Origin of the sequence: Pilimelia terevasa (assembly GCF_014647915.1) — a bacterium.
Classification (GTDB): Bacteria; Actinomycetota; Actinomycetes; order Mycobacteriales; family Micromonosporaceae; genus Pilimelia; species Pilimelia terevasa.
The window spans coordinates 238,543-263,856 of the sequence record NZ_BMQC01000004.1 but is presented as its reverse complement, the minus strand read 5'-3'; the positions used below and the strand labels follow the sequence as shown (position 1 = coordinate 263,856).

General features: G+C 74.3%; 20 protein-coding genes. 14 read left to right on the top strand and 6 right to left on the bottom strand.

Annotated elements, in window-relative coordinates:
- Positions 1-275 precede the first annotated feature (275 nt).
- The 8 genes from IEY75_RS08110 (at position 276) to IEY75_RS08075 (ending at position 10,155) form a co-directional block, all read left to right on the top strand.
- The gene (locus IEY75_RS08110) at positions 276-701 is read left to right on the top strand and encodes a chemotaxis protein CheW (protein ID WP_189113601.1); all 426 of its coding nucleotides are present in this window, start codon (positions 276-278) and stop codon (positions 699-701) included.
- Positions 698-2,161, top strand: a complete 1,464-nt coding sequence (locus tag IEY75_RS08105; protein ID WP_229789440.1) for a CheR family methyltransferase — start codon at positions 698-700, stop codon at positions 2,159-2,161. The genes IEY75_RS08110 and IEY75_RS08105 overlap by 4 nt, the downstream gene beginning before the upstream one ends.
- Positions 2,158-2,721 carry a chemotaxis protein CheW gene (locus tag IEY75_RS08100; protein ID WP_229789439.1) on the top strand — a complete coding sequence of 188 codons (564 nt, stop codon included), beginning with the start codon at positions 2,158-2,160 and terminating at the stop codon, positions 2,719-2,721. The genes IEY75_RS08105 and IEY75_RS08100 overlap by 4 nt, the downstream gene beginning before the upstream one ends.
- Positions 2,718-4,199: a methyl-accepting chemotaxis protein gene (locus IEY75_RS08095; RefSeq protein WP_229789438.1), complete on the top strand. Its 1,482-nt coding sequence runs from the start codon at positions 2,718-2,720 to the stop codon at positions 4,197-4,199. Before IEY75_RS08100 ends, IEY75_RS08095 begins: the two co-directional genes overlap by 4 nt.
- A gap of 1 nt (position 4,200) precedes the next feature.
- On the top strand, positions 4,201-6,420 hold the full coding sequence (locus tag IEY75_RS08090) for a hybrid sensor histidine kinase/response regulator (RefSeq protein WP_189113600.1): 2,220 nt from the start codon (positions 4,201-4,203) through the stop codon (positions 6,418-6,420).
- Complete coding sequence (gene cheB, locus IEY75_RS08085; RefSeq protein ID WP_189113599.1) at positions 6,417-7,502, top strand: chemotaxis-specific protein-glutamate methyltransferase CheB; 1,086 nt, start codon at positions 6,417-6,419, stop codon at positions 7,500-7,502. The genes IEY75_RS08090 and cheB overlap by 4 nt, the downstream gene beginning before the upstream one ends.
- Positions 7,502-9,496, top strand: coding sequence for a response regulator (locus IEY75_RS08080; RefSeq protein ID WP_189113598.1), 1,995 nt, complete (start codon positions 7,502-7,504; stop codon positions 9,494-9,496). The genes cheB and IEY75_RS08080 overlap by 1 nt, the downstream gene beginning before the upstream one ends.
- A 353-nt stretch (positions 9,497-9,849) precedes the next feature.
- Positions 9,850-10,155 (top strand): STAS domain-containing protein, encoded by a 306-nt coding sequence (locus IEY75_RS08075; protein WP_189113597.1) that lies wholly within the window; start codon positions 9,850-9,852, stop codon positions 10,153-10,155.
- A 53-nt stretch (positions 10,156-10,208) separates the two neighbouring features.
- On the opposite strand, the gene IEY75_RS08070 is transcribed toward IEY75_RS08075, so the two are convergent.
- Positions 10,209-11,072 (bottom strand): hypothetical protein, encoded by an 864-nt coding sequence (locus IEY75_RS08070; protein WP_189113596.1) that lies wholly within the window; start codon positions 11,070-11,072, stop codon positions 10,209-10,211.
- Complete coding sequence (locus IEY75_RS08065; protein WP_189113595.1) at positions 11,066-11,824, bottom strand: MerR family transcriptional regulator; 759 nt, start codon at positions 11,822-11,824, stop codon at positions 11,066-11,068. The genes IEY75_RS08070 and IEY75_RS08065 overlap by 7 nt, the downstream gene beginning before the upstream one ends.
- Before the next feature lie 159 nt (positions 11,825-11,983).
- Here IEY75_RS08065 and IEY75_RS08060 point away from each other — a divergent pair, with 159 nt between their 5' ends.
- The gene (locus IEY75_RS08060; protein ID WP_189113594.1) at positions 11,984-15,484 is read left to right on the top strand and encodes an ATP-binding cassette domain-containing protein; all 3,501 of its coding nucleotides are present in this window, start codon (positions 11,984-11,986) and stop codon (positions 15,482-15,484) included.
- Positions 15,485-15,514: 30 nt separating this feature from the next.
- Here the strand turns inward: IEY75_RS08060 and IEY75_RS08055 are convergent, their stop codons facing one another.
- Entirely contained in the window at positions 15,515-16,363 is an 849-nt protein-coding gene (locus IEY75_RS08055; protein WP_189113593.1) for an SDR family NAD(P)-dependent oxidoreductase, read from the bottom strand.
- A gap of 181 nt (positions 16,364-16,544) precedes the next feature.
- Entirely contained in the window at positions 16,545-17,186 is a 642-nt protein-coding gene (locus IEY75_RS08050; protein ID WP_189113592.1) for a fasciclin domain-containing protein, read from the bottom strand.
- 186 nt (positions 17,187-17,372) lie between these two features.
- Between IEY75_RS08050 and IEY75_RS08045 the strand changes: the two genes are divergently transcribed.
- Positions 17,373-17,966 (top strand): RNA polymerase sigma factor, encoded by a 594-nt coding sequence (locus tag IEY75_RS08045; RefSeq protein WP_189113591.1) that lies wholly within the window; start codon positions 17,373-17,375, stop codon positions 17,964-17,966.
- Positions 17,967-17,973: 7 nt separating this feature from the next.
- Positions 17,974-18,660 (top strand): anti-sigma factor domain-containing protein, encoded by a 687-nt coding sequence (locus IEY75_RS08040; RefSeq protein WP_229789437.1) that lies wholly within the window; start codon positions 17,974-17,976, stop codon positions 18,658-18,660.
- 8 nt (positions 18,661-18,668) lie between these two features.
- On the opposite strand, the gene IEY75_RS08035 is transcribed toward IEY75_RS08040, so the two are convergent.
- Positions 18,669-19,271 carry a MarR family winged helix-turn-helix transcriptional regulator gene (locus IEY75_RS08035; protein WP_229789436.1) on the bottom strand — a complete coding sequence of 201 codons (603 nt, stop codon included), beginning with the start codon at positions 19,269-19,271 and terminating at the stop codon, positions 18,669-18,671.
- 55 nt (positions 19,272-19,326) lie between these two features.
- On the opposite strand from IEY75_RS08035, the gene IEY75_RS08030 reads away from it, so the two are divergent.
- Together IEY75_RS08030 and IEY75_RS08025 are read left to right on the top strand one after the other, a co-directional pair.
- A complete protein-coding gene (locus tag IEY75_RS08030) occupies positions 19,327-21,384 on the top strand; it encodes an MMPL family transporter (protein ID WP_189113588.1) in 2,058 nt (685 codons plus the stop codon).
- Positions 21,385-21,581: 197 nt separating this feature from the next.
- Positions 21,582-22,421 (top strand): calcium-binding protein, encoded by an 840-nt coding sequence (locus IEY75_RS08025; protein WP_189113587.1) that lies wholly within the window; start codon positions 21,582-21,584, stop codon positions 22,419-22,421.
- Positions 22,422-22,445: 24 nt separating this feature from the next.
- On the opposite strand, the gene IEY75_RS08020 is transcribed toward IEY75_RS08025, so the two are convergent.
- Positions 22,446-23,030 (bottom strand): hypothetical protein, encoded by a 585-nt coding sequence (locus tag IEY75_RS08020; RefSeq protein WP_189113586.1) that lies wholly within the window; start codon positions 23,028-23,030, stop codon positions 22,446-22,448.
- A 275-nt stretch (positions 23,031-23,305) separates the two neighbouring features.
- Here IEY75_RS08020 and IEY75_RS08015 point away from each other — a divergent pair, with 275 nt between their 5' ends.
- Entirely contained in the window at positions 23,306-25,261 is a 1,956-nt protein-coding gene (locus IEY75_RS08015) for a sensor domain-containing diguanylate cyclase (RefSeq protein WP_189113585.1), read from the top strand.
- The last annotated feature ends 53 nt before the right edge of the window (positions 25,262-25,314 follow it).

Here is a 25,314-nt window from a genome sequence, read left to right as displayed (position 1 = left end):
GGACGTTACGCGGATGACCACCGCATGTCATCGATAGACGACGCTGCGCAGTCAGCTCAACCCGATGGTGTCCGGGTCCGCGGTGTCCAGGTCCGTGCGGGCGGGGCACGGTCGGTACCCGCGCGCGGGATGAGGTGTTCGCCGACGCCCGGCCCGCTGCGGCGTTAGCCTCGGCAATAGTCAGGCCTAAACGGGAGCAAAAGGGCTATGCGGAGATTCAACCATCGATCAGGCCTTTCGGGACCGGTGTCCGGCTCTGCCGCCGGGTGGGCGGCATGACGGGCCCCTCGCTGCTGTTCCGTGCCGGCTCCCTGCTGTGCGCGCTGCCGCTGGAGGATGTCGTGGAGACGATGCGCCCCCTGCCCGTGCGGCCGCTGGCCGACGTGCCGGCGTACGTCCGCGGCGTCAGCGTGCTGCGGGGCGTCCCCGTACCGGTGGTCGACGCCGCCGCGCTGGTCGGCGGCGAGCCGGCGGCGGCGACGCGGTTCGTGTCCGTCCGCGGCAGCCGGGGCGGCCTGGCGCTGGCCACCGGCGAGGTCCTCGGGGTGGCCGACGACGCCGACGCCGGGGAGCGGGTCGGCGACCCCGCGCTCACCGGGATCACGGTCCGGGGCACCGAGCCGCTGCTGCGGCTGCGCGCGGCGACGGTCGTGCCCGCCAACGTCTGGGACGCCCTCAGCCGGCACGGGGACCCGCCGTGACCGACGTGGAAGCCGTGGAGCTGGACCGGTTCCGGGCGCTGCTGGCCGACCTGCTCGGACTGTGCTTCGACGCCCGCGACGGCGACCGGCTGCGCGCGGTGCTGGACAGCCGCGCCGCGGCGCACGGCGAGCCGGTCGCCGCCTACCTCGCCCGGCTCGGCCGCGCGCCGTCGACCCGCGAGCGCACGGTGCTCACCGAGGAGCTGACGATCACGGAGACGTACTTCTTCCGCCACGCCGAGCAGATGCGCGCCCTCGCCGGCGCGGCGCTGCCCGCGCGCGTGCGCGCCCGCGCCCAGGCGCGCACCCTGCGGCTGCTGTCCGTGGGCTGCTCCTCCGGCGAGGAGGCGTACACCCTGGCGATCCTCGCGCTGGAGAGCGTCCCCGACCCCGGCTGGGACATCCGCGTCCAGGGAATCGACGTGAACTCGGCGATGCTGCGCAGGGCGACCGCGGGCCGGTACCCGCAGTGGTCGATGCGGGAGACGCCGCTGCCGGTGCGGCGGCGGTGGTTCCAGCAGGTCGGCGACGACAGCGAGGTCGTCGAGGCCGTCCGGCGGCGGGTGAGCTTCCTGCGCCGCAACGTCGTCGACGACGACCCGGTGCTGTGGCGCCCGGACGAGTACGACGTGGTGCTCTGCCGCAACCTGCTCATGTACCTGCACCCGCGCGTCGCCGCCGCACTCCTCGTGCGGATGACCGGTGCGCTGGTGCCGGGGGGCTACCTGTTCCTCGGCCACACCGACACCCTCGGCGGCAGCCCGGCCGGCCTCCGGGTCCAGCACTCGCACGACGCGTTCTACTACGAGCGGCTGCCCGGCCCGCTCCCGCGCCGGCCGGCGCCCGGCCCGGCGCAGCCCGGCCTGGCACAGCTCGACCCGCCGGTCGCCCCCGCCGCACCGTCCGTGCCCGCCTGCCGGCCGCCGGCTGGGGAGCCGGCCGGCTCCCCAGCGCGGCCCACCCGGACCGCGCTGTGGCGCGACTGCGACCGGCTGATCGCCGCGGAGCGGTTCGGCGACGCCCTCGCCGTCGTGGCGGCGCTCCCCCGGCCGCTGGACCGGGAGGAGGCCCTGCTGCACGCCGTCCTGCTCGCGCAGACCGGCGACTACGACGGGGCCGTGGCGGGCTGCCGCGACCTGCTCGCGGCGGACGGCCTGGACGCCGACGCCCACCACCTGCTCGGCATGTGCCACGAGGACGACGACGCCGCCACGGCCGGCGCGCACTACCGCCGCGCGGCCAGCCTCGACCCCGACTTCGCGCTGCCGTGGCTGCGGCTGGGCATCCTGGCCCGGCGGCGCGGGGACCCGCAGAGCGGGGCCGCCGACTTCCAGCACGCCATCGCGCTGCTGCCCGCCGAGCGCGACCGGCGGATCCTGCTGTTCGGCGGCAGCTTCGGCCGGCACGCGCTGCTCGCCCTGTGCCGCAGCGAACTGGCCGCCGCCGGGAGCCCGCGGTGAGCCCGGACCGGCCGGGCGGCGCCGACGTCGCCGAGCGGCTGGCCGACCGGCTCGCCCCGCTGCGCGCCTCCTTCGACCTGTCGTTCATGGAGCCGCCGCGGCCGGCCGGCGACTCCGGCGCGCACCTGCTCGCCATCCGCTCCGGCGGCCGGCCGTACGCGCTGTGGGTGGCCGACACGGCCGGCCTGTTCACCGACCGGCCGGTCACCGCGCTGCCCGGTCCGCTGCCCGCGCTGCTGGGGGTGGCCACGTTCCGCGGGGCCGTCGTCCCGGTGTACGAACTGGCCGCCGTCCTCGGGCACCCGACCGGCGGGGTGCCGCGCTGGCTGGTCCTGGTGGCCGGCACACCGGCGCTGGCCCTGGCGTTCGACGCGCTCGACGGCCACCTGCGGCTGCCGCCCGAGGCCGTGGTCCGGTACGGCGAGGACACGTCCTCGCACCAGTGGATGAACGGCATGGCGCGACTGCCCGGGCGGACCCTGGGCGTCGTCGACCTGGCGGCCGTCCGCGCCAGCATCCACACCATGACCGCACACCTGGAAGGAAGTCGACGGCGATGACGCACTTCCGGCAATGGACCTTCGGCCGCAAAATCGGCGCCGGCTTCGCCGCGATGGTGGGGCTCTTCCTCATCGGAGGGGCCATCGCCATCTACGCGCTGGACACCGTCCGGTCCAGCAAGGACAAGGTGATCGACGACGGTGTCCGCCGGGCCGTCGCCGTCGAGCAGCTCCGGGTCTCCTCCAGTGAGATGGCCGTCAACAGCCGCGGCTATCTCCTCACGGGCAGCGAGCAGATGCTCACCCAGGTTCGCCAGGCCGCCACCGCGCTCACCGGGCAGCTGTCCACCCTGCGCGCCGAGGCCCGCAGCCGTCCGGCCGAGCTGGCGCTGTTGGACAACATCGACAAGGCCCGCGTCGACTACCAGACATCGCTGGACCGGATGATCGCGCTACGCCGGGCGGGCACGCCGGTGGAGCGTGTCGGCCGGGCGTTCGAGGCCGACACGCTGCCGCGCCGCGAGACGCTCAACGGCCAGATCAGCGCCCTGCGGGACCAGCTCAGCCAACAGTTGGCCACGGACCGGGCAGAGTCGACAGCGCGGGCCAACGCCGCCGCGACCAGCGTCTTCGTGGTCGTCCTCCTGGTCACGGCGTGCGGCATCGCGCTCGGGATGGCGCTGACCCGGGTGCTCGGCCGGCAGATCGGCGGCGTGGTCGGCCACATCCAGAGCTCCTCGGCCGAGCTGGAGGCGGTGGCCGGGCAGCAGGCCTCCGGCGCGCGCGAGCAGTCCACCGCCATGAACGAGATCACCACGACCACCAACGAACTGTCGATCACCTCGCGGCAGATCGTGGAGACCGCGCAGCGGGTGTCGCGCACCGCCGAGCAGACCGCCGACGCCGCGCGCACCGGCGACGCCACCATCGACCAGACCCGTACCTCGATCGCCGCCATCCGCCGCCAGGTGGACCTGATCGTCCAGCACATGCTCGAACTCGGCGAGAAGTCCCAGCAGATCGGCGTGATCGTCGACCTGGTCTCCGAGCTGGCCGAGCAGACCAACATCCTGGCGATCAACGCGACGATCGAGGCCAGCGGAGCCGGCGAGTGGGGCCGGCGGTTCTCCGTGGTCGCCGACGAGATCCGCAAGCTCGCCGACCGGACCGCCGGCTCGGCGAAGGAGATCCGGGCGCTCGTCGAGGACGTCCGCGGCGCCGTCAACACCACGGTCATGGCCACCGAGACCGGCGCGAAGGCCGTGGACTCGGGGTCGCAGCGCTTCGACGAGGTGACCGAGGCGTTCGGCCGGATCTCCAACCTCGTCGTGACCACCAGCGACGCGGCCAGGGAGATCGAGCTGTCCACCCGGCAGCAGAGCACGGCCGTGGAGCAGACCAACGCCGCCGTCGCCGACACCGCCCGGGTCACCCAGGAGTCCGAGGTCAGCTCCACCCAGACCCGGCAGACCGCCGCGCAGCTCACCAACCTCGCCGGGGAGCTGCTGCGGCTGGTCTCCACGAAGGCCGGTGGCTAGGGTGCCGCAGGATCCGCTGCGGTACTTCCGGATCGAGGCGCGGGAGCTGGTCGAACAGCTCAGCCAGGGAATTCTCGACCTGGAGCTGGAGGCGGCCGACCCCGACATCGTCGGGCGGCTGCTGCGGGCGGCGCACACGTTCAAGGGCGCCGCCCGGGTCGTCGGGCAGAACGCGCTGGCCGAACAGGCCCACGCGGTCGAGGACCTGCTGATGCCGTACCGGCAGAGCACCGAGCGGGTACCCCGGGAGACGGTCGCGCCGCTGCTCGCCCTCGCCGACGAGATGTCCGCCGCGGTCGCCGCGCTGGCGCCGGCCCCCGCGGCGGACCCGCCCGCACCGGTCGCCGGGCCGCCCGCCGGGACCCCGGCGCCCACCACTGTGCGGGTGCAGCCCGCGTCCGCCGGCCCGCCCGCCGGCCCGGTGGCGGGCGACCCCGCGTCCGGCCCGGCCGGACCGCCGCGCGACCCCGCCCCCGCCGCCGCGCCCGCCGGGACGCTGCCGGCACAGGCCGCCGGCTTCGCCGCGGTCCGGGCCGACGCGCAGGACGTGGACGAGCTGCTCGACGTCGTCGGCGAGGCGCACGCGCAGTTCGCCCCCCTGCGGCGGCAGGTCCACGCGGTCGAGCGCACCCGCCGCTCCGCCAAGCTGCTCGCCGACCGGCTGCGCGCCCGCGCCGGCCAGACCGGCGACGAGCCGCCAACCCGTACCGCGCAGTCCGGGCACGCCACGGCCGCCCGCCTCGCGGGTGAACTCGCCACCCTCGCCCGCCACCTGACCGACTCCGTGGAGTACCTGGAGCGCGAACTGGACGAGGTGCGCCGCCGCGCCGAGCACCTGCGCCTGGTACCGGCCAGCGGCATGTTCACCTCCCTGCGGCGGGCCGCCCGGGGGGTCGCGGACGCCGAGGGCAAGCGGGTCGTGTTCGAGGCCCGCGGCGGCGACCTGCGCCTGGACCCCCAGGTGCTGACCCTGGTCGGCAGCGCGATGCTGCACGTGGTCAGCAACGCCGTCTCGCACGGCATCGAGCCGCCAGACGCGCGGACGGCCGCCGGCAAGCGCCCCGAGGGCCACGTCGAGGTCCACGCGGAACGGCGGGGGCGGCACGGCGCGTTCATCTGCCGCGACGACGGGCGCGGACTGGACCTGACCGCCCTGCGCGCGGCCGCCGCCCGGACCGGCTGGCACCCCAGTGGCGACGCCGACCAGGACCTGCAGGAGCTCGTCCCGCTGCTGATGCGCGGGGGGATCAGCACGGCGCCGCAGGTCACGGCCGTGTCCGGCCGCGGCATCGGGATGGACGTCCTGCGCGACATCAGCCACCAGCTCGGCGGCGAGGTGTCGATCCAGACCGCGCCCGGCGGCGGCACCACGGTGGAGCTGCGGGTGCCGCTGACGGTGGTGTCGCTGCGCGGGCTCAACGTGCGCGCCGCCGGTGTCCTGGCCACGGTGCCGCTGGACGCGGTGCGCGGCTGCCTGCGGCTGGACAGCGAGGAGACCGCCCGGGCCGCGGGCGCCGGGGCCCTGCCGTACGAGGGGCGGCTCCTGCCGTACCTGCCGCTGGCGGACCTGCTGCCCGGGGACGACCGGGCCGAGCCGGCGCGCACCGCGGTGGCGATCATCCTGGCGGCCGGCGCCGAGACGGTGGCCGTCGGCGCGGACGAACTGCTCGGCACCACCGCCCTGGTCGCCCGGCCGCTGCCGGAGCTGACCCCCGCGGACGCCGTCGTGGACGGCGTGACCGTGGACGTGGAGGGCATCCCGCGCATCGTGCTCGACCCGCACGCCCTGGTGGCCCGCGCCGCTCGCGACACCCCCGAACCGGACGCCGGGCACGGCGGCGACGCGGCCGAGCGCGCCACGATCCTGGTCATCGACGACTCGCTCACCACCCGGATGCTCGAACGCAGCATCCTGGAGTCCGCCGGCTACCGGGTGGACGTGGCGGCCTCCGGCGAGGAGGGCCTGGCCAAGGCGACCGCCGGCGACTACTCCCTGTTCCTGGTGGACATCGACATGCCCGGCATCGACGGCTTCACCTTCACCGCCCGTACCCGCGCCGAGCCCGACCTCAGCCACGTCCCGGTCATCCTGGTCAGCTCCCGCACCTCCGCCGAGGACCGCCGGCGCGGCGCCGAGGCCGGCGCCAGCGGGTACATGGCCAAGAGCGAGTTCAACCAGGGCGAGCTGCTGGAGCGGATCCGGAAGTTGGTGGACGCGTGAGCGGACCGGGCGTGCGGGTGCTGGTGGTGGAAGACTCCCCCACCGTCCGGCACGTCCTGCAGGAGGCCCTGTCGGCCGACCCGGACATCGTCGTGGTGGGCGAGGCGGCCAACGGGATCGACGCCGTGGCGATGTGCGCCCGGCTACGCCCCGACGTGGTGACCATGGACGTCGTCCTGCCCGGGATGAGCGGGCTGGTGGCCACCGAGCAGATCATGTCCCGCTCCCCCACCCCGATCCTCGTGGTGTCCGGCGCCGAGCGCAGCGAGGCGTTCACCACCTACGACGCGCTGGCCGCCGGGGCGGTCGACGTTCTGGAGAAGCCCTGGGGCGACGCCTCGGACGCCCGCTGGGGGCAGCGGCTGCGGGCGGCGGTGAAGCTGCTGTCCCGGGTGCCCGTGGTGACCCGCCACCGGCCCGGCCCGGCTGCGGGCGCGGCCGCGCGGCCCGAGCCGGCCGGGAGCCGGCCCGCACCCGGCCGGGCGCCGCTGCCGGTGCAGGTCGTGGCCGTGGGCGCCTCGACCGGCGGGCCGGGCGCCGTCGTGGACCTGCTGCGCGCGCTGCCCAGCTCGTTCGCCGCGCCGATCCTGCTCGTCCAGCACATCTCGACCCACGAACCCTTCGCCGTGGCGTTCACCGACTGGCTCGGCGGCCGGACCGACCGGCGCGTGTCCTACGCCCGCGGCGGCGAGCCCGTGGCGTCGCTGGCGGGCCAGGTGGTCATGGCGCCGCCGGACCGGCACCTGGTCGTCTCCCGCGGTGTCCTGGAGGTGACCGCGGACGCACCCCGGCACTCCTGCCGGCCCTCGGTGGACACGCTGTTCGACAGCGTCGCCCGGGAGTTCGGGGGACGGGCCGCCGCCTGCCTGCTCAGCGGGATGGGGCGCGACGGCGCCACCGGACTGCTCGCCGTGCGGCGCGCGGGCGGGCACACGTACGCGCAGGACGAGGCGTCGTGCGTCGTGTACGGGATGCCCCGCGAGGCGGTGGTCCTGGGGGCTGCGGCGTACGTCCTGCCGCCGCAGCAGATGAGCGGGCGGCTGGCCCTGCTGCCGGGCGTCACCGGGACGGCGGGGTGGTGATGGCCTATACCGTACTGATCGTCGACGACAGCCTCACCGTACGGATGGACCTGGTCGAGGCCTTCCGGGACGACGACTTCGCCACGACCGCGTGCGCCACCGGCGCCGAGGCCCGCGCCGCGCTGACCGAGAGCCCCCGCGACGTGGCGATCCTCGATGTGATGCTGCCCGACGCCGACGGGGTCGACCTGCTGCGGGAGATCCGGGCGGCGCCGGAGCACGCCGACACCATCGTGCTGATGCTCTCCTCCGAGGCGGAGGTCTCCGACCGGGTGCACGGCCTGCGCACGGGTGCGCAGGAGTACGTGGGCAAGCCGTACGACGCCGGGTACGTCCTGGCCCGCACCCGGCAGTTGCTGCGGTTGCGGGACGCGCCGAGCCAGGAGCGGGCCACCGTCCTGGTCATCGACGACAGCCTCACCTACCGCGAGCACCTGCGGCAGGCGCTGGAGAAGGAGCGGTACGCCGTGCTCACCGCCGCCAACGGCGAGGAGGGCCTGCGGCTGGCGGCCGACCACCGCCCCAGCGCCATCGTGGTCGACGGGATGATGCCCGGCATCGACGGCGCGACGGTGATCCGGCAGGTGCGGCTGGACGTGGCGCTGCGCGACACCCCGTGCCTGCTGCTCACCGCCGACGACGACGACGCGACCGAACTCCAGACGCTGGAGGCCGGCGCCGACGCGGTGGTCCACAAGCACGAGGACCTGTCGATCGTCCTGGCCCGCCTGGCCACCGCCCTGCGCCAGCGACCGGACTGGCTGCCCCTGCCGGCCGGCGGAAGCATGCACGGCCCCACCAAGATCCTCGTCGTGGACGCCGACCGCGCCCGGCTGCGGACGACCGGCGACGCGCTGCGGGTGGACGGCCACGAGTCGATCCTGGCCGACAGCGCGCAGGACGCGCTGGCCCTGCTCGCGGCGCAGCCGGTGGACTGCGTCGTCGTCGACCTGGACCTGCCCGCGCTGACCTCCGGCGACCTGCCCACCCGGGCCCGGGCGCTGCCCGATCGCCGGGACCTGCCGATCGTGGCCGTCGGGGACCGCCCGGACACCGAGGTCCTGGTGAGCTGCCTGGCCGCCGGGGCCGACCACTACATCCGCCGCTCCGACGAGCTGAACCTGCTGCGCGCCAACGTCCGCAGCCAGATCCGGCGCAAGCAGTCCGAGGCGAAGGCGCGCCGGATCCGCGAGGAGCTGCTGCGCGGCGAGATCGAGGCCGCCGAGGCGCGGGCGGCCAAGGAGCTGGCCGAGGCCCGGGCGGTGCTGGTCCGCGAACTGGAGTGGCGCAACGAGGAGCTGGACGCGTTCGCCGGCTCGGTCACCCACGACCTGCGCTCGCCGTTGCAGATCATCCGGGGGCTCGCCGAGATGCTGGTCGAGGACGAGCTGACGGCACTCACCCCCCAGGGCCAGCACCGGCTCCAGCGGATCCTGGCCGCGGCGATCCGGATGTCCGAACTGGTCGACTCGCTGCTGCTGCTGTCCCGGGCCAGCCGTGCCGAGCTGGGCCGGCAGCCCACCGACCTGTCGGCGCTGGCGCGGGAGATCGCCGAGGAGCTGCACGACCGCGAGCCCGACCGCGCGGTGGACGTGGCGGTACAGGACGGCATGGTGGCCCCGGGCGACCCGGGGATGCTGCGGGTGGTCCTGGCGAACCTCATGGGCAACGCGTGGAAGTTCACCGGCCGGACCGAGAAGGCGCGCATCGACGTCGAGAGCAGCGCGTCCGGCGACGAGGTGGCGTTCGCCGTCCGCGACAACGGCGTCGGGTTCCCGGCCGAGGACGCCAAGCGGATCTTCCGGCCGTTCCAGCGGGTACACGGCACCGCCGACTTCCCCGGTACCGGCATCGGCCTGACGACCGTGCACCGAATCGTGGACCGCCACGGCGGGCGGATCAGCGCCGCGAGCGACGTGGGGCGCGGCGCGGTGTTCACCTTCACGCTGCCCCGGGACGGCCCACCCGCACCTGTCCCGGACCCCCCCGCCTGACCCACCCCGGACCCGACGTGTTCAGGGGCCGGGGTCCCTTCAGGTGCACAATGTTCAAGAGTGTGACCTGCGGAGGCAGGCTCTACGGGCTACCATTGTGGAGGCATCGGGCGAACGTGCCGTCGGACCCGGGCGCCGACACGCCGCCGTTGTGAGCAGCGGCACCTAACGGCCGGACGCATTGCCTCACCGGAGACCGATACCGTAACGTTACGCTCATCTGTCGACTCCGGAGCGTGATGCCGGTGTCTGCGACGCAATCGCGGCGCAGCGCGGTGCTGATCGCAGCCAACGGGCAGACCGGGGACGCGACTCAGCATGCGGCCGGGAGGTACCTTGTGGTGGATGTCACCGTGATTCGACTCAATGAGGCGGCTCTGGTCTGGGCCGACGGCCGACTCTGCGGCACCCGCAGCCAGCGCCTGGACGCCGCGCTGCAAAGTCTGCTCGACGAAGGCGCATCTCCGCTCGTCGTCGACCTGGCCCGGGTGTCCGCCCTGGACGTCGATGCCGTGGAGGCGTTGGCGGAGGCCGCCGAGGACGCCGGCCACATCGACCTCGCGCTGGACCTGTGCCTGCCCGGCGACCGGCGCGCGGTGGTCCGGGACTCCGCGGAGCTCCGACACGCCATCTTCCAGGTGTACCCCTGCGTCGTCTGACCAACCCGCGGCACACCGAGGCAGACTGTCAGGACGACGGCGGCGCGGGTCCCCTATGCTGCCCGACCCGCTGGTCCGACAGCAGCCGAGTCCCCCGACGGCCGTAGCGCCTCGACGGCGGCCGACGGGTCGTCGACGAAGAACCGCAGCACGCGGACCTGCTCGCGCCGCCCCAGCGGGCGTACGGCGACCACGGTCTCGGCGAGCTCGACGATCACGTTGGTCTGGCTGTTCGCGGCCAGGGCCATGCAGTCACCGTCCATCGTGATCATGCCGGTCTCGTTGTAGTTGCGCCTGTGCCGCACCTCGACCACGAGGCTACGGGGGATGCGCAGATCGAAGAACGCGCCGTAGCGGACGCGCAGTTCGTCTGCGGTGACGACGTGCGGGCGGGTGAGGTAGCCGGCGATGACGGCCAGCGCGACCAGGATGCCGTACGCGTCGAGCGCGAGGAGCACTCCGCGCAGCCCGGCCGGCGCGTCCAGCGCGCGCAGCAGGACCTCCACGGCCGCGAGCTCGACCACGCAGGCGAACAGGAACCCGCACATGAGCCCCGTCAGCTCGCGGTGATAGGGCAGTGTCACAGCGCCCGGCGGTACCCCGTGTCGGCGACGACCGACCCAGAGCGCCAGGCTGACCATGCCCGCGGCTTCGAAGCCCATGATCCGCCGCACCTGCTCGGGAACGATCTGCGCGTAGGCGCCGCGCAGGGCCGTTGGGCGCCGGGCGCCGCCCCGACGCAGGGCGCGGTAACCCCGCCACAGCACCGACGCCTCCAGCAGCAGCACCGCCAGCACGGCCAGCTCGGCGGTGGTGACGACCGGGCGGGGCAGCGCGACGCCGGAGACCAGCAGGACGGCGAGCGCCACCTCCGCCGGCAGCACCGCGAACAGAGCCGCTCGGGCGATCTTCAGCATCGTCCGCGCTCCGTGAGGGTCGTCACCATCAGGCGCAGTACCTCGACCTGGGCCGGGGCGAGTTCCGCGGTCATCAGCTCCCACCAGTGGCTGGACTCGGCCTGTGCGAGGCTGGCCACCATCGCCGCGGCCATCTCGGCGGGCAGGTGGGCGGCGAACTCGGCGGCGAGCGCGGCGACCCGCGGATCGGCGGGGTCCGCGGCGGCGATCGCGTCCATCCGCGCGGTGAGGGCGTGGCCCCGGCCCCGCGCGTCCGGGGCGGTGAGCGGCTGGAACATCGCCATGATTTCTTCCTGGGCGGCCGGGTCGGCGCCGGTGTCGATCAGCGACAGCACGTCGCGGTCGAGCGCGGCGAACGCGGAGCCGCCCGGGTGGATGTCGTGCAGCAGGTCCCCCAGGCCGGAGGCGACCGTGCTGTCGAGGTTGAGGTCGGCCTCGGCCAGCAGCGCGGCCAGCCGGGCCCGCCGGCCGGCGATCGCGTCCTGCTGGCGGGCCAGGTCGGCATCCAGATCGGTGAGCACCTCGCGCAACTCACGGCCCTGGTCGTCGGCGAGCACGTCGCGGATCTCATCGAGGGACAGACCCAGTTCGGCCAGGCGGCGGACCCGGGCGAGCAGGACCGCGTCGCGCAGCCGGTAGTCGCGGTAGCCGCCGGGGGTCCGCGCCGGCTCGGGCAGCAGCCCGAGGTGGTGGTAGTGGCGCACGGTACGAATGGTCACTCCGGCCAGCGCGGCCAGCTCCCCGATACGCATGGCCCTTATTAGAGACGCTGACGTTACGTCAGGGTCAAGCCGCCCGCCGGCATGGTCAGCGTCCGCCGCCCCCTTGCTCTGACCACTAAATCGGTTGTCCCCGCCGGTCCCGGGGCGGACGCTGGAGCGCCCACCCCGTCCGCGTCCCGAGGAGGCAGCGTGCGCCTGTTGCGCGACCTGTGGGCCACCGCCCCTCGCCAGGTGACCCTGCTGGCGGCGCTGATCGTGCTCGACGCGGCCGGCGTGGCCGTGGCCGCCGCCCTCGCCGGCCAGGTGCTCGTACACCGCTCCTGGCTCGCCTTCGCCGCCATCGCCGTCAGCCTGGCCGTCGCCGCCGTCAGCCACGTCGCGGTCGGCCTCGTCGTCGCCCGGCTCACGGCCGAGTGGGCTGCGGACGTGCGCCGACGCCTCTGCCGCGCGGCGCTCGGGCAGCCGCTGACGGTCCTGGAGGGCACCCCGGTCGGCGAGCTGCTGGACCGGATCGACGGGGACGTCTCGCAGGTCGGGGCCGAGCTGCGCGGCAGCGGCCGCCGGATCGCGGGCTCGCTGGCGGTCGGCGTGACCTCCACCGTGGCGGCGACGTTCGTGTGGTGGCCGGCCGGCCTGGCGATGGCGGTTCTGGCCGCCCTGCTGGTCGGGGGCCTGCGCCGCCGGATGGGCGCGATCGCCCCCGCCCGGATGGTCGAGGAGGAGGCCTGGTCCGATCTCGCCGCCGTGATGGAGGAGGCGATCCACGGCCAGGACGACGTGCGCACGACGCTGGCCCGGCCGTACGTTCTGCGCCTCTACGCGCAGCGCGCCAGCCAGGTGCTGGCCCGCGCGCGCCGGGTGTGGCGGCTGTCCAACGACGTCATCACCATCGCCCTGACGGTGACGCGCCTGGGCATCGCGGCGGTCATCGTCGGCGGTGGCGCGGCCATGGTCGCGGGCGGTATCGACGGCAGCCGCCTGACGGCGGTCTGGCTGCTCGCCATCGGGTTCGCCGGCACCGTCGAGATGGTCACCCGGCAGGCCGACGAGCTGCAGTACGCCCTCGGCGCCTGGGGGCGCGTGCAACTCCTCGCGGACGCCGCGCAGGAGCCGGCCGGGGGCGCCGCGCCGCGTCCGGGCGACCTCGCGGTGCGGGGCCTGACCTTCGCGTACGGGACGGCCGACGGCCGCGGCCCGGCGCTGCGCGAGGTGCACCTGACGTTCGCGCGCGGCCGCTCGTACGCCCTGGTCGGGCGCACCGGCTCGGGCAAGTCCACCCTGGCCAAAATCCTGACGCGGGCGGTCCCCGTGCCACGCGGCACCGTGTTCCTGGGCGGCGACGACATCCTCGACCTGGACGTCGAGTCGCTGCGCCGCTGGATCGCCGTGGTGCCGCAGCAGACGGACATCCTGGCCGGCACGCTGGTCGAGAACGTCGCGCTGTTCGACCCGGAGCTGCGCACCGCGGCAGTACGGGCGTTGGACGAGCTGGGCCTGTCGCCGTGGGTGGCGGGCCTGCCCGACGGCGCGCAGACCCGGCTCGGCGAGGGCGGGTACGTGCTCTCGGCCGGCCAGGCGCAGTTGGTGGCGTTCGCGCGGATCATGGTCCGGGACCCGCAGGTGGTGCTGCTGGACGAGGCGACGGCGCGGCTCGACCCGGTGACGGAGACCTGGGTGCACCAGGCGACGGACCGGCTGCTGCGGGACCGGATCGGCATCGTCATCGCGCACCGGCTGTCCTCGGTGCGGCGCTGCGACGACGTCGTGGTGCTGGCGGACGGCGCGGTCGTGGAGGCGGGCCCGATGCACGCGTCGACGCGGTTCGCCGCGCTGCTGGCCGAGTCGGGCGACGCGGCCGCCCCGGCCGCCGTGCCCGCCGCCGACGGCCGCGCGCTCGCCGCGGCGGCCGCGGGCGGCGGTGCCGCGACCACCGCGGTGCTCACGGCGGAGCCGGAGCCGCTGGCGGTCGCCGCGGCGCTGCCGTCGGTCGCGCCGCCGCCGCGGCCGGAGCCGCCACCGGCGCGGGCGCTGCGGGAGTTCGCCCGGCTGATCCTCAACGACAAGCGGTTCGGCATGACCGGCGTGCTGTTCTTCCTCGGCCTGACGGTGCTGGGCTTCGAGGGCTCGGTGCTGCCCTGGCTGTGGGCGGACGTGGTTGACGGGCGCGGCAGCCCGTGGCCGCCGATGGCCGCGATCGTCGTGGCGATGCTGGTCACGATCCCGATGAGCCGCTGGGCGATGAGGCTGTTCCCGGAGTGGTGGGTCCGGCAGATGCTGCGAATCAGCCTGCGCCTGGTACACGGGCAGACCGGCCCGCGGCGGGTCAGCAGGCACACGCCCGCCGAGGTCGTGGCGCAGGGCGGCGACACCGAGCGGGTCGTGCAGCTCGCCGACAACCTGATCGACCAGGTCACCTGCCTGCTGGCACTCGTCGTCGTGGTGTGGGTCGCCGGCACCCCCGTACCGGCGCTGTTCTTCCTCGGCGCGATGGTGATCTCGGGCCTGGCGGCGACGCTGTTCGGGCGGGCGATGGCCCGCGCGGCGCAGCGCACCGTCGGGGCCCGCGCGGCTTTCGCCACGGGCCTGGTGTCGACGCTGTCGGCGGCGCGCACGGTCAAGCTGGCCGGGGCGACGCGGCCCCTGCTGGCGCACCTGACGCGGCTGGAGGTCGCGCGCAGCGACCGGCAGCGCCGGGAGGTCGCGGTGCAGGTGTGGGCACGGTCGACGCCGGGCCTGGCGAGCAGCCTGCTGCCGATCGGCGCGTGGGCGATGTACCTGCACGGTGGCCTGTCGCCCGCGGCGGTGCTGATCACGGTGGCGATGCTGGGTTCGGCGGGCTGGTTCGCGTGGACGACGGCGTCGGTCGTGTCGGCGCTGCCGTCGGCGCGGGTGTGGACCCGGCGCACCGTCGACATGGTGGGCGAAGCCAACTACTCGGCGGACGTCCCGGGCGTGGACATCGCCGCGGGCACCGCTGCGGCACCGGCCGTGCCGGAGCGGATGCCGCTGCAGCGGCTCGAACTGGTCGGCTTCAGCGCCGTGCACGACGACGGCAGGCTCGGCGTGCGCGACGTCGAGCTGACGGTGCGGCGAGGCCAGTTGGTGCTGGTGCTGGGCCCGGTGGGCTCGGGCAAGTCGTCGCTGCTGCGCGCGCTGGCGGGCATCGTGCACCACACCGGCGCCCTGCGCTGGAACTCCCGGCCGGTGACGGAGCCGGAGCTGTTCCTGCGGCCGAACCAGGTCGCGTACGTGGGCCAGGTCCCGCGCGTGCTGTCCGGCACCCTCGCGGAGAACATCGCGCTCGGCCGCGAGGTGGACGCGGCCACGGCGGTGGCCGCGGCGCAACTGGAGCACGACCTCGCGGGTACGGGCCAGGGGCTGGAGCTGGTCATCGGCCACAAGGGCACCCGGCTGTCGGGCGGTCAGCTCCAGCGCGTGGCGCTGGCGCGGGCGCTCGCGGCCCGCGCCGAGCTGCTGGTCGCCGACGACGTGTCCTCCGCGCTCGACGTCACGACGGAGCTGGAGCTGTGGCGGGCGCTGCGCGCGCACGGCGTCACGGTCGTGGGCTCGACGTCGAAACGCGCCGCGCTCCAGCAGGCCGACCACGTGGTGGTCCTCGTCGGCGGCGAGGTCGCCGACCAGGGCCCGTGGACGGACCTGGCGCCCCGCTGGGGCCACTTCGCCGGCTGACCCCTTTCCACCCTCCGCGGGGTGAGGACGTCAGCGCAGTGGGAGGGGCGCGGCCGGGGCGGCCGTACAGGGGCGCTCGGCGTCGAGCATGTCCTCGCGGCGGCGGTCCCACGCCTCCAGCAGTTCGGTGGCGACGCCCGCGCCGACCGGCAGCCGCATCGGCCGCGCCCCCGACTCGACCAGCTCCAGGACCACGGCGGCGAACTCCTGCGGCTGTCCGATCCCCGGGCCCCCGCCGGCCAACGACGCGATGCCGGCCTCCATGGCCTGCGTGATCGGCGCGTAGGCCTCGATCGGCGTACGGCGGCTGTCCAGGGAGGCGCCGTAGCCGGTGGCGTAGCCGCCGGGTTCGAGGATGGTCACGCCGATACCGAAGGCGGCGACCTCCCCGGCCAGGGTCTCGGCCAGCCCCTCCAGCGCGGCCTTCGACGCGTTGTAGGCGCCCAGCCCCGGGTAGGCGATACCGGCGGCCGTGGAGGAGACCATCAGGATGTGGCCGGAGCCGGCCGCGCGCAGGTGCGGCAGTGCCGCCCGGGTGATCCGCCAGGGGCCGCCGAGGTTGGTGTCCAACTGCGCGGCGAGCGCGTCGTCGTCGATCTCCTCGACCGCGCCAAACACGCCGTAGCCGGCATTGTTGACCAGGACGTCGATCCGACCGAACGCGTCGATCGCGGTGGCCACGGCGGCCTCGCAGGCGGCGGTGTCCCGGACGTCGCAGGCTGCGGTCCGGACCAGGTCCGGGTGCCGGTCGGTCAGCGGGGTGAGGCTCTCGGGCCGGCGGGCGGTCGCCAGCACCCGGTCACCCGCGGCGGCGACGGCGTCGGCGAGTGCGGCACCGAGGCCAGATGAACAGCCGGTAATCAACCAACTACGACTCATTTTTCTATCTTCAGACAACCGGGGCGGCCGTCCAATGCCTCTAACGGGGCATTGCGCTGTCGCGCCGTCGGGTCGCGCGGACGGCCGACGACACCGACCTTCGGGGTGGTTCGCGTCGTGTGCTGAGCGGTGACGCCGCGTGCCTGCTCGCGGCGCCACCGTCTCGGCACCTGCCTTCCGACTACGGCAGGTCGGCCGGGCGCAGGACCGCGTCGATGCCGTGGGCGATCTGGCGGTTGCCCTTGTTGATGTCGAACTTCACGACGCGCGGGTCGCGGTCGTCGGTGTCCGCGTCACGCAGGCTGACCCGGGGGAAGCAGCGGCCGGTCACCTGCACGGTGATCGCGCTGCCCGCCGCGGTGGTCAGCTTCGCCCCGTCCGCCTTGACCGCGGCCTTGCGGGTGATCGTCACGCCCGGTACCACGTGGTAGAGCAGGACGCCCTCGACGGTGTCGATGCCGAGCGCGGCGACCGTGGTGAAGGCCTGCTTCTCGCCGGGCAGGTCGTGGCTGCCGGAGATCTCCCGGGCCAGGTTCTCGAAGGCGCGGTCGGTGGGCAGGAACGCGGTGAGCGCGGTTCCGCCGTCGGCGAGCACGGCGACCGGGCTGCCGGGCTTGGCCTTCAGCACGGCGTTGACGGCGGCGGTGAGGATGTCGAAGTCGTTCGGCCTGTGGTCGAAGCCGCCCCCGTCGCGGGCGAGCACCTGGGCGAGCGAGCGGGTTCCGGTCGGGCCGGAGGCGTGCGCGGCCGCGCTCGGTGCGAGGGTGGCGAGGGTGGCGGCGATTCCGGCGATGAGGCGGGAGGAGGTACGTCCGAGTCTCATGCGTGACCTTCCGTGGGGCCGGCGGCCGTCGGTGACCGCCGGGCGTCAAGGGGTATTCGTCCGCCCGGAGCGGATCGGATGCACCGGAGCCCCACGAATTTCCGGGGTTCCGGTGCATCCGCGGCCGCGGCCGACGGCGAAGGAAGGGCGAGAAGGTTCCGCGATAGGGTCGGGCGTGCATTGGGGATGGCAGCGAACGCGGTGAATACGATCGACCGCTCGGACACCGGCGGAGGCGACGGAGTATCCGAGCGTTTCCGGTCGGGCGACGAGGATGCGTTGCGGCTGCTCTACGAGCGCTACGGTGCGGCGGTGCTCCACCTCGCCTACAGCGCACTCGGCAACCGGCACGACGCCGAGGACATCGTGCAGGCGACATTCGTCGCGGCGTGGCAGAGCCGCGAGCGGTACGACCCGCAGCTCGGCAGCCTGCTGTCCTGGCTGCTGGGCATCGCCCGGCGCAAGGCCGTCGACCTGGTGCGCGTGCGGTCCCGGCAGGACCGGGTGGCCGACACGCTGCGGCAGGTCGAGACCGGCGGCGAGGACCGGGAGGCCGCGGCCGACACGGTGGTGGACCGGCTGGTGGTCGCCGACGAGCTCAGCGTCCTGGAGCCCGCCCAGCGCCGGGTCCTGGAGCTGAGCTTCTACGGCGACCTGACCCAGGTCCAGATCGCCGCGCAGACCGGAATGCCGCTCGGTACCGTGAAAAGTCATCTACGCCGAGGTCTGGCCCGACTGCGCAGCCGATGGGAGGTCGACCGTGCCGCATCTGGATCCTGATCGCCTGGTGCTCGTCGCTCTCGGCGAGCAGGACCCGTCCGCGTCCGAAGCCGGGCACCTGCACGGCTGCGACTCCTGCGCCGCCGACCTGGACGCCGCCCGGGCGACCGTCGCCGTGGGCAGGGGTTCCCGTCATGTCCGGGATCTGCCCGAGCCGCCGCCGGAGCTGTGGGCGCGCATCGCCGGTGCCGCCTTCGCCGCCCCCGCGCTCGCGCCGCCCGCTGCGCGCCCCGCGGTCCGCACGCGGTGGTTCGACTCGCTGCGCGGGCCCCGGGGCCGGTTGCGGCTCGCCGTGGCGGCGACCGCGGCGCTGGTGCTGATCGTCGCGGTGGGCGTCGGCGCTGTCCGGACCGGACGCCGCGGTGTGGAGCGCGTGGTCGCCGAGGCCGATCTGATCGCGCAGCCCGCGGCGCCGGCGGCCGCGAAGGGCCGGGCCGCCGTTGTCGACACCGGACACGGCCTGGAGGTGCGGCTGGAGATGTCCGGTATGCCGACGCCCGGCGGCTACTACCTGGTCTGGCTCTACGACGGCGGCTCGGTGATGGTCCCGCTCGGCGCGCCCGGGTCGGCGCGGCTGAACGTGCCGGCCGCGGCCGGCGACCTGACCCGGTTCAGCATCATCGACGTGTCGGCGCAGCAGCTCGGCCAGCAGCAGCACGGCACCAGCATGCTGCAGGGCCGCCTGCGTCCCTGAGGAGGCCGTCAGGGGCGCGCCTGCGCACCCGGCGGGCCGGCGGTGACGTCACGGGCGGTCGGCCGGCCCGCGGTGGCCTTGCGGGCGGTCGGCGAGCCCGGGGCGGCGGTGCCCGGCGGCATCGGGTTCGTGGCCGCGGTCCGGGCGGCGGTCACCGCGGTGATCATCTGGCGGACCACGGCGGTCACCCGCTGCAGGTCGTCGGCGCCGACGTCGGCGACGGTCTCGTGCATGAGCCGGCCGAGCGGAACGAAGAAGTCGGTTGCCAGTTGGAGGGCCGTCGGCTGCATCACGACGGTCACCTTGCGGCGGTCGTGCGGGTCCCGCTCGCGCCGCAGGTGTCCGGCGTTCTCCAGCCGGTCCACCAGCCCGGTGGTGGCCGGCGCGCCGAGGCCGAGCCGGGCCGCCAGCTCGCCCGAGGTGATCGGGTGGCCGGTGCGGGTGCCCTGGGCGATCCACATGATCGCGTTGAGGTCGTTGCGGCCCAGGCCGTGCGCGCGCGCGAACACGTCCACGAAGACGTCGCTCTCGACCGTGAACAGCCGCAGCGCATCGATGAGGTCCTCGACGAGCTCGGCGCGCTCGGCATCGCGGGCAGGTTGCGTCGGCACGCGGCTCATCCTATCGTTTCGGCAGCCGAACATTTCAGCAAACGAAGGATTCGCCATGGGTGCTCGCTGGGCCACCGCCGTCACCAGCCGGACCGGCACGCTGCTGGTCGTCCTGGTGACCGCCGCGCTGACCACGCTGGTCTGGCTGACGTCCCCGCCGCAGCCGGCCGCCGAGCCGACCGACGGGCTGCCGGCCGGCACGCAGTCCACCCGGGTGACCGCGCTGGCCGACCGGTTCCCCAGCGGGCGCACCGACGCCGCCGTCGTCGTCTACGAGCGCCGTGACGGCCCGCTGACCGCCGCCGACCGGGCCGCGATCGTCGCCACCCGGGCACAGCGCGGGGTCGCGCCGCCCCCGGTCTTCGCCGCGGACGGCCGGGCGGCGCTGGTGACCGTCCCGTTCGCCGACGACCTCGACGCCGCCGCGCGGGCCACGGCCGTCGACGACCTCCGCGCCGCAGTCTCCGCCGGTCCCGGCGCTCCGCTGCCGGCCGGACTGACCGCGCAGGTCACCGGCGGACCCGCCTTCGGACGCGACACCGCGGCCGCCTTCGCGGGCGCCGACGTCACCCTGCTGGTCGCCACCGCCTGCATCGTCGCGCTGCTCCTGCTGATCACCTACCGCAGCCCGCTGCTCTGGCTCGCCCCGCTGCTGCTCATCGGCGTCGGTGACCAACTGGTCGCCAAACTGCTGCCGTGGGTCGCCCGGTGGGTCGGGGAACGTACCGACGCCTCGGTCACCGGCATCGTGTCGGTCCTGGTCTTCGGCGCCGGCACCGACTACGCGCTGCTGCTGATCTCCCGGTACCGCGAGGAGCTGCGCCGCACCCCGGACCGCCGGGAGGCGATGGCCAACGCCCTGCGCGCCGCGGCACCGGCCGTCGTCGGCAGCGCCGCCACCGTCATCCTGGCCCTGCTCACGCTGCTCGCCGCGACGCTCACCAGCAACCGCACGCTCGGCGTCGCGGCCGCGCTCGGGGTCGCGGTCGCCCTGTTCTTCGGACTCGTCGTACTCCCCGCCGTGCTGGCCGGTCTGCCGCGCGGCGTGTTCTGGCCGTTCGTACCGGAGGCCGGCTCGGCCGAACCCGGCGACACCGGCCGGTGGGCACGGCTCGCCCGCGGGGTCGGCCGCCGCCCCGCCGCCGTGCTCGCGGTGGCCGTACTGCTGCTCGGCGGGCTCACCGCCGGCCTGCTCACCACGAGGATCGGGCTCGCCCAGACCGAGCAGTTCCGCACCGAGGTCGAGTCGGTCACCGCCGAGCGGGCGCTGGCCCGGCACTTCCCGTCCGGCTCCTCGCAGCCGGTCACCGTGATCGCCGCCGGGGACGTGTCGGCGCAGGTCCGCGCCGTGCCCGCAGTGGCGGCCGTGGGGCGGCCCGAGCTGTCGGACGACGGCCGGTTGACCAAGCTCTCCGTGCAGCTGACTGCGGCGCCGGGCACGGAGCGGGCCGACGAGGCCGTGCGAAGGCTGCGCTCCGCCCTCCCAGCCGCGCTGGTCGGCGGCGCCCCGGCCGCCGACCTGGACCAGCGCGACGCGAACGTGCGGGACAACCGGGTCATCGTCCCGCTGGTGCTGGCCGTCGTCCTGCTGGTGCTGATCGTGCTGCTGCGCTCGCTGCTCGCCCCGGTGCTGCTCCTGCTCACGGTGATCGCCAGCTACGCGGCCAGCCTGGGCGCCGCCACGCTGGTGCTGACCCACCTGCTCGGCCTGCCCGCGCTGGACGCCGGGGTGCCGCTGCTGAGCTTCCTGTTCCTGGTCGCGCTCGGCGTCGACTACAACATCTTCCTGGTGACCCGGGCCCGCGAGGAGACCGCCGCCCACGGCGACACGCGCAGGGCGATGGTCCGCGCGCTCGGCGCGACCGGCGGGGTGATCACCTCAGCCGGGGTCCTGCTGGCCGCGGTCTTCACCGTCCTCGGGGTACTACCGGTCGTCGTGCTCACCCAGCTCGGCGTCATCGTCGGCATCGGGGTGCTGCTCGACACGCTGCTGGTGCGCACACTCGTCGTCCCGGCGCTCGCGCTGCTGCTCGGCGAGCGCTTCTGGTGGCCCGCCCGGCCCGGCCGGAAACCGGATCCGGCGGCGCGCGCGGGCGGGGTACCTGTGACGTAGGCCGGGTCGGGCACCGCGGAACGTTGACTCAGTCGGACTGTCGGTTGGCCACGCCTCCGGTACGCCGGGGCGTGGTATCGCCGGGTCATGACTGGAGGCGCAGTAGCCCGTGGGTATGACCGTGTTTGGTCGTTTTGTGGCGGGGCTGGTTGGGTGGGCTCCTCTGCCCGTCTCTCGTCTGCCAGGAGCCGCACGCCATGCACCTGTCCCGCCGCACCGCCCGCACCGCCACCGCGGTCCTGACCACCGGTGGCCTGCTCACCGCCGGAATCACCGCCGCGAGCGCCGTCGAGGACCCGCCCCCGCCGGGCGTCGACGTCGTCGCCGCGAACTGCGGGGCCGCCGGCTCCCACTGGATGGCGATGCGGTTCACCGCCGACGCCACCGCGATGCGGCTGGTCTCCAACGACAACCCGGGCCAGCTCGGCGCCCGCCTGGTCTCCTACCCCGGCTACGAGCAGGGACCCGGCCGGACGCTGCTGATGACCGCCGCCGCCGACCTGCGCACCCCGGTCACGGTCGTGCTGGAGGTGACGACCGGGGACGGCCGTAGCGCGCAGGTACCGGTCAAGTTCAGTACCGGGCTCAGGCAGATGGCCGGGGACTTCGGCATCGACTTCATGGTCGGCTCCGACGCCTCGAACACGCTTGCCGGCGGCCCCGACGAGGACGTGCTGTGCGGCGGGAACGGGCACGACGTGCTGGCTGGCGGCCCGGGCGACGACCTGATCTTCGGAGGCGCCGGCAACGATTTCCTGTTCAGCGGCGAGGGTGCCGATGTCGCCTTCGGCGAGGCGGGACACGACGGCATCCACGGTGAGGAAGGGGACGACTTCCTGTTCGGTGGCCCGGTCGGCAGTGGGACCGGGGACAACGACTCGATCAACGGCGGTCCCGGCCAGGATGTGGTCGCGGCCGTCTATGGCGGGGACAAGGTGTACGGCGGGGAGGACGCCGACTCGATCGCCGTGGCCGGCGGCGCCCGAGTGCTGGACCGCGAGAGCGGGGACCGCGTCGTGGTCACCCCGGTTCCCTAGCGGGTGCGGGTGCAGCCCGTGCCGTCAAGCCGACGGGACGGGCTCACTCCGACGTGCGGACGCGGCCGACTGCTCGAAGGAGCGGGCGGTCTCCCGGTGACTTCTGGCCTGCAGGAGCGCGCTGGGCGTCAGGATGAGCGCAATGGCACCGGCGAAGAAGCTGACGCCGAGCCAGACGTTGGTGGGTGCGTCCTCCTCGTGCGTCTGCCCCGCCGCGCCGAAGAAGTAGAGCGCCGCCACCACGAACACCGCGGCGGCCACCAGGCCGACGGCGAGCCAGATGCGCGCGCGCAGAACCTCGCGCTGGTAGCGGACCTGCCGCGGGAGGTCGGCGACGCCGCTGCGCCGCTGCCGTTCGCCCTGCAGGACCGAGCGGGCCTCGGCGGCGGTCAGGCCCAGTTCGGCGAGGAGCCGGCGACCGGGGAGCGTCAGCAGCAGGCCGATGCCGATGCCCAGCGGCGCGCCCAGTCCGATCGGGAAGTCGACATCAGCGGCGATGAGCACGACCACCAGGGCCACCACGACCGCCACCGTCACCAGGAACGAAATCTTCAGTTGTCGATTCATTCGGAGCAGCCGCTCCATCTCCTGCGGTTCCAAGGTGCGCACGGTAGGTCCTCCACGCTGTGATCCGCCGTTGTCCACGCCTAGAAAATAGACTTCCGACCGAAGGTTTCGGTAACCGACAACCGGCCACCATCGAGTGGATTGCGACGACGGGCGGCGGGAGAACCCGCGCAGTGGGACCGACTCCCGGTCGCTGTGCCGAATAGTTGCGACTTCAACTGTCCGCTGCCGATGGGGCAGACCCTTTCCCGAATTCCTGGTGTCGGCCACCACTGCGCCGATTAACACGGCACCAGCCGAGGTGGGAAAGGAGCCGCGTGCGCGTGCCGACCGCATTATTGCCTGCCCCGACCGCCCCCGGGGCGCCCGCGACAGCACCCGCCGCGGGCCGCCGGCCGGTGGGCTGGGTACTGCCGCTGGTCACGGTGGTGTTGGGGGTGTACTTCGTCACCGGCGGCGCCAGCGGCGGCCTCGCCCGGCTGTGGACCTACTGGGTCGCCGTCCTCGCGCTCGACGCGGTGGCGCTGGTCGCCACCCTCATCGTGGCCCGCCGGACGCCAGCCGGCCCGAAACGGACATTCTGGCGGGCCTACGGGGTCGTGACCGCGGCGTTTCTGATCGGGGACTGCGGGGCGGCGCTGGCCGCCCTCGGCGGGCCGGCCCGGGCTCAGGACGTACAGGGGGCGCTCCTGGTCGGCGGCTACCTCACGATCCTGATCACGATGCTCCGGTACCCGGTGCGCTGGCGCAGCGCCCGGGCACGGCTGACGTTCTGGCTGGACACGGGCACGGTGGCCGTGGCCGCCGCGGCGGTCAACTGGTTCCTGACCGTCCGCGAGGAGACCAGTGACCTCACCACGACCGCCGTCGCGCTGGGCGCCGCCGCGATCTTCGTCCTCACCACCTTCGCCGGCGCCCGACTGGCGGTCAGTGGCCACGCGCCCACGACGCGGGCGACAGCGGTCCTGCTCATCGGTTCCGCTGCGCTGATCAGCGTGATCAACGGCATGGGCCTGCCCGCGCCTGAGCGCGGCAACGCGGACGGGTACACGGCGCAGATGCTGCTCTGGCTGCTGCCCAGCGTCCTCGCCGCGGCGGGTCCGCTGGCCCAGTACCGCAACGCGCACGACCAGATCGAGTCGGCCCGACCCCGGCGCCGCTCGTTCAGCCTGCTGCCGTACGCCGCCATCGCGGTCACGCTCGGGCTGCTGCTGCTCTCCGTGGCCGTGTCCGGAAATGTGCTACCTCGTACCGTCGGTGTCCTCGTGGCGGTGCTGGCGAGCGTGGGCCTGGTCGTGGCCCGCCAGCTCGTCTCGCTCACCGACAACGACCGGCTGCTGGCGCGCATCCAGCAGCAGGAGCAGCGGATGAGCGTCCTGCTGCAGCACTCCTCCGACATCATCGTCATCACCGACGCCCAGCTCCGCTGCGACTACGTCAGCCCGGCCGTCACCCGCCTGCTGGGTTACGAGCCGGCGCGGCTGCAGGGCCGCAACGCCGCGACCCTGGTCCATCCGGCGGACCGGACGCAGGCGGCCGCGGCGGTGCGTCACCTGGTGGCGGAGGGTAGTGGCAGCGCCACACACCAGGCGCGGTACCGACACGTCGACGGTAGCTGGCGCTGGCTGGAGGTGATCACCACGAACCTGCTGGACTCGGCGCACGTCGGCAGCCTGATCAGCAACTGCCGCGAGGTGACCGCCGCCCGCGAACTGCAGGAACTGCTGGAGCACAAGGCGACGCACGACCCGCTGACCAAGCTCGCCAACCGCGCCCTGTTCCAGCAACGACTGGACGAGGTCCTCACCGGTCCACCCGGCCGGCTCGGCGCCCCGGCCCGGGCCACGGTACTGGCCATCGACCTGGACGACTTCAAATCCATCAACGACGTCCACGGCCACCACGGCGGCGACGACGCCCTGATCGGCCTGGCGGACACGCTGTCGCGTTGCCTGCGCGGCAGCGATCTCGCCGCCCGACTGGGCGGCGACGAGTTCGCGGCTCTGCTGCCGCACACCACCGCCGGTGAGGCCACCCTGGTCGCCCAGCGCTTCCTCGACGCCCTGAAGACCCCGGTCCTGGTCGACGGCGAACACCACCTCACGCTGAGCTGCAGCATCGGGGTGGCCGGCTCGACCAGCGCCAACAGCACGGAGGTGCTCAAGGCCGCGGACCTGGCCATGTACCGGGCCAAGCAGAACGGCAAGAACCAGTACGCCGTCTTCGACAACACCGCCGCGTCCGTTCCGTCGCCGGACACCACGACGGCCTAGCGGCAGCCCTATTGCGCCCCTCGGCAAATTGGCTGTTCACCGCCGACGTTCCG